Source organism: Caballeronia arationis, assembly GCF_001544975.2.
GTDB classification, from domain to species: Bacteria; Pseudomonadota; Gammaproteobacteria; order Burkholderiales; family Burkholderiaceae; genus Caballeronia; species Caballeronia arationis.
This window is the reverse complement of sequence record NZ_FCOG02000286.1, coordinates 1-3,886: the sequence shown is the minus strand read 5'-3', so window position 1 is coordinate 3,886 and position 3,886 is coordinate 1. Positions and strand designations below refer to the sequence as shown.

Annotated in this window: 3 protein-coding genes and 2 pseudogenes; 2 read left to right on the top strand and 3 right to left on the bottom strand. The window is 57.4% G+C overall.

The window, feature by feature from the left end; translation table 11 throughout:
• Both AWB81_RS41005 and AWB81_RS46650 read right to left on the bottom strand, forming a co-directional pair.
• Positions 1–293, bottom strand: a pseudogene (locus tag AWB81_RS41005) (glycosyltransferase); the annotation flags it as partial.
• Between the two features lie 1,000 nt (positions 294–1,293).
• Positions 1,294–1,464 carry a hypothetical protein gene (locus tag AWB81_RS46650; RefSeq protein ID WP_200822631.1) on the bottom strand — a complete coding sequence of 57 codons (171 nt, stop codon included), beginning with the start codon at positions 1,462–1,464 and terminating at the stop codon, positions 1,294–1,296.
• Between the two features lie 106 nt (positions 1,465–1,570).
• Between AWB81_RS46650 and AWB81_RS40995 the strand changes: the two are divergent.
• Positions 1,571–1,873, top strand: a pseudogene (locus AWB81_RS40995) (IS30 family transposase); the annotation flags it as partial.
• 92 nt (positions 1,874–1,965) lie between these two features.
• Complete coding sequence (locus tag AWB81_RS49045; RefSeq protein ID WP_062644154.1) at positions 1,966–2,175, top strand: hypothetical protein; 210 nt, start codon at positions 1,966–1,968, stop codon at positions 2,173–2,175.
• A 93-nt stretch (positions 2,176–2,268) separates the two neighbouring features.
• Here the strand turns inward: AWB81_RS49045 and AWB81_RS40990 are convergent, their stop codons facing one another.
• Positions 2,269–3,705, bottom strand: coding sequence for a potassium transporter Kup (locus AWB81_RS40990; RefSeq protein ID WP_087135573.1), 1,437 nt, complete (start codon positions 3,703–3,705; stop codon positions 2,269–2,271).
• Positions 3,706–3,886: the final 181 nt, after the last annotated feature.

The following is a 3,886-nucleotide window of genomic DNA, read 5'->3' as shown; positions in this document are numbered from 1 at the left end:
GCCGCGAAGAGACCCGCAAGCCCCGAAGCGATCGTACCCTGTGAGATTAGCAGCTTGTCAAGACTCAGTGCGCGCAACGTCCCGCTCGTCGAGCGAACCGTACGAAACAACTCAAAGAGATTTCCACGCAACAATTCGGCCGTGTACGACAAGCCGACGATGTGGGTTTTCGGGCGATTTTGCGCTAATGCGGCGACGAAGTTGTGGAGTGACTCGTTCGATATCGGTACCAAAACGTACAGCGCCTCAACGTCCTCGTTATCGACAATTGCCAGCACGAGGCGCTTAAGCATTTCTTCGTGGCCTCCGTTGATGCCCGAATCACAATATATTCCTAACTTCAACTTCAGGCCCCCCTTTCTTACAGCTTGTTAGACAGTTCCATAATTACGGTGCTTGATTCGTCATATGAGTTAGGCCAAACTGCGCGCTTTCCATCGGTGACGTGTGGCATAAGCTCCCGACCTTACCGTATGACGAAGGCGCGGCGTGTCTCAGTGCGCAAGGACACACAGAGCCGGCTTCCCGTTAATAGCAAGATCAATAGCGATAACGCGCTTCGATTAGAGGCTAAGGAGTTGATTGTTCGATCGAGCACGTCGTCTCGAATGCGGTGCAGAGAAAGGTCGTCGGTCTAGCCTTGCGCCTGGGGGGGCGAGTTCACAGTAAGTACGCTGCGGATCGAGCGCTTATCAATGCCCGTCACCGCGACCGCGAAGTCATTGTCCTCCTATCTTGCATCCTCGCGGCTGCGACGCCCAAAACAGCTTGCGCGGTTGTCAGCACCCCTAGGAAACGACTTTTTTGACCGATGTGCCCCGCGTCCGACACGGTGATTTTCATGTTTTGAACCCAAAGCATCCTGTCGGACTTTGCCCGGAGCAAATGAAGCTTTTTCAGACTTAGCTTTACCTTACAGTTGTTCTGACAGACATCCCGTTGTTCGAGCCGCGATCATGTTATACCGGAATTCTGTAGACTTCGGTGCGTGTTCTCGGTCACTCATAGTGAAAGAACGACCTTCCAAACAGCAGGTGCACTTGTATCTTTTGAGACGCGTGCTCGGCAATTCGAATTGCTTTTTTTTCGAATGCGCCTGCGAATTTGGGTGGTCCTCAGCGCCGGCGGCGACAAGTCGCCGCACGCAACGCCACGTGCGGCAATAGGAGTCTTCTACCGGCTCATGCAGAAGTCAACGATAGCATCGACGTATTTCTTTGCAGACATCGGAGCGTCAGCATCAGCGATGCGCAGTTCGAGTGCGACAGCTCACCCGCGCCGCACCCAAGAATTCTAGAGTTCCGCGCACACCTGATCGGACGAGAGCGCGCGCTGAATCGTCTCGAAGTGCCTGCGCGGCAGGCAGACCTGCTCGCGCAACCACGCTTCAACAGCCTTGTCGCGTTCGCGAATGCACACGAACCGCAACGCCCAACGATGCGTCTGCTGCTCACCCGACGTCAAACCAACGTCGTCGCTGTTGCACTTGCGAACAAGATGGCACGAACGATCTGGGCGCTGCTGGCCTATGGTCGAACATATCAGGCTCTCAGCAACGTAGTAGGCTTTTGCCCGTCATCAGGAACTCGCCGCGGCCACCGGCGTGCGCGTGTACTTCTGTGACCCCCATAGCCCCTGGCAACGCGGCACATGTGAAAACACCAACGGCTTGCTGCGACAATACTTGCCCAAAGGAACCGACCTCTCGGTCTACACACAGGACGAACTCGATGCTATCGCCGACAGCCTGAACAACCGGCCGCGCGCAACCCACGCGTTCTATTCGCCGCTCGAGGTCTTCGCCGCCACGCTCGCCTCAGCAACCCAACCGCAGGGCGCAAAACATTACGCCCTTTGTAGCGCTTCGATTTGAAACCGCCGTTCATTGTTGGCGTACGGACCAATATCGTGTTTTGAGTACGCGCGCAGGCGACGGTCGACGCTGTCCACGGTAAGCGTGTCGCCATGACTGCGGACGCGCTTACCGTGCACCTGCGGCTGTCGTGGGAAATCGTTCATCACGACAAGACGGAAGGCCTCGGCCTGGCTGGCGCGGGCGACCCGATGTGCAAGCTGCCGCGCGAAGTCGGACGCAACGGACACACCGACGCCGTGAATACATTGAACGCATGCGGCGGTTCACCAAAGCGATCGCCCGAAAGCGGCTGGACGTGATATTCGAGGACTCGGAGTGACTTTTGATCGGTGCCGCGCCACGGCGCTGATGTGCGAGGCCGGACGATTGCGGCTACTTCTCACAAACCCGTTTTATAGATTCACTTGGCCGCCCCTTTCGACGACGCGGTTAGGGGGCAGGCTGAAGTATTCGGCCGCCTGCGCCGCGTTTCTCGCCAGGAACGCGAACAGTCTCTTGCGCCATAACGACATGACGTGGCTTTTTCCTGTCGCGACAATCGTGTCCCGCCCTAGGAAGAACGAGACATCGACGGGCTCATAGTGCCAATCCGGGATTTGCTTTTCGAGAAGCTTGAGAACGGCGGGGACATTCGGAATCTCCATGAACCCATGGCGCACAGACACGGCGTAGCAACCGTTGCCGAGATCCGTTACCGCGACCTTGTCCTCCTCCGATACATGGGGTGTATTGTCGGTCGAGCCGGCCATGAAGATATTGATGCGATGCATGACGCCGTTGTGTTTCAGATTGTGAAGAAACGCCGTGGGCGTCATGCCGGTCACCCCGCCCGGGAAAACGGCTGTGCCTTGCGTGCGCATGACAGGGTGCTCGCCCGTGGTCAACGACTTGATGAGCGGCGCCAGCTCGAGGCTGTCTTTCTTGATTTGTTGCACGATCATTTCCCGCCCCTTATGCCACGTCGTCATGACCGTGAAGATTGCGGCGCCAGCGAGCAAGGGAAACCATCCGCCATCCATGACCTTATTCGCGTTGCTCGACACGAACAGCGCATCGACGAGCGCCATTGGGCCGATGACCGCGATCGTTGCGATGGGTTTCCAGTGCCACAGGCAGTGCGTGACAAAGTACATCAGGAGCGTCGTCAGCAACATCGTGGACGCAACTGCGATGCCGTATGCCGCCGCGAGATTGTCCGAAGACCGGAAAAACAGCACGAGAAAGACGACCGCAACATAGAGCGTGAGATTGATGAAAGGCACAAAAACCTGACCGATCTCGCGGCTCGACGTATGAACGACGGGGATGCGCGGGAGCAGTCCAAGCTGTACCGCCTGCTTGGTCATTGAGAACGCGCCCGATATGACGGCCTGTGAAGCGATGATGGTCGCCAGTGCAGAGAGCACAACGAGCGGAATCAGTGCCCACGAAGGCACCGATTCAAAGAAGGGCTGACTGATGACCGAAGGCTTGCTCAACACCAGGGCGGCCTGACCGAAATAGTTGAGCACCAACGCCGGAAAGACGAGCAATAGCCACGACAACCGGATAGGTCGCTTGCCGAAATGTCCCATATCGGCGTAGAGCGCCTCGCCACCTGTGAGTGCAAGAAAGACTGATCCAAGCACAATGAAGGCAGTGGCCGGAGCATGGGCGACGAACTTGAATGCAAAGGCGGGCGATACGGCGCGGATGATGCCAGGATGACTCGCAATATTTGTGACGCCAATCACCGCAAGCGTGATGAACCAGACCAGCATCACGGGCCCAAAAACCTTGCCGACCGCGCCCGTCCCGCGCTTCTGCAGTTTGAACAGGGCCGTAAGAATGACTAACGAGGCTCCGCCTCAGACCGACGAGTTGTACGGGTGACTGCGGAGCGCTGGCGGTGTAAGGTGGCTCCGGTCGAGCCGGCTGGGACGTGCCCAGCGATGTACGAGCTCGAAGCTCAATGGGTCCGAAGACCCGTGGACGACCGGAGCCAATCATGACGTTATCACAGAGTGTGTG

Coding starts and splice junctions, on each gene's coding strand:
- AWB81_RS49045 (WP_062644154.1), top strand. CDS start 1,966: ATGACTGCGGACGCGCTTACCGTGCACCTGCGGCTGTCGTGGGAAATC.